Here is a 522-nt window from a genome sequence, read left to right as displayed (position 1 = left end):
GTATCCTGAGCGCCGTGACTTACGCCTATATTTGGCGGAAGCACTGACCAATAGCAATCAGCCGACACAAGCACAAGCACTGCTAAAACCACTCACAGAGCAGCAACCAAGCGATCGCTATGCATGGCAAAGTCTGCAGCTTGCTAATGAAAAGCTTGCTAAAACTGCAACGTCACCACAACTGGCTAATATTGCAACGATCAACGCATTGCGTTATCGCAGTTATGATCAACTTTGGAATGGGCGCTATGAGAGTGCGTTGACATCACTGACGCAGGCCAAGCAATTGACTGAAAACCTGCAAGCCACAGCACAAAGCAATAGTGCGCGCCCATTGCTAGCCAATATCAATGCAGAAATCAAAGCAATAAAAACCGCCAAAGACTTTGAGCCTTAGGCGGTTTTTAAATAGTCAGTTTTTCGTACAACAACGGGTGCGCTTGACGACATCATTCTCAGTAATAGCAGCTCACATGCCATTTGCTACCCAAAATGAAAAATTAGCCTTGTAGCGCGTCTTTA

1 protein-coding gene is annotated in these 522 nt (G+C 46.0%); it reads left to right on the top strand.

The window, feature by feature from the left end; genetic code table 11:
- Positions 1-397: tetratricopeptide repeat protein (locus tag ACS8FC_RS20800; RefSeq protein ID WP_439298181.1), on the top strand; the 397-nt coding region annotated here is incomplete at its 5' end.
- Between the last annotated feature and the right edge of the window lie 125 nt (positions 398-522).

The sequence above is a fragment of the Psychrobacter sp. 1Y4 genome, from assembly GCF_051847555.1.
This window is presented reverse-complemented; position numbering and strand designations above follow the sequence as displayed.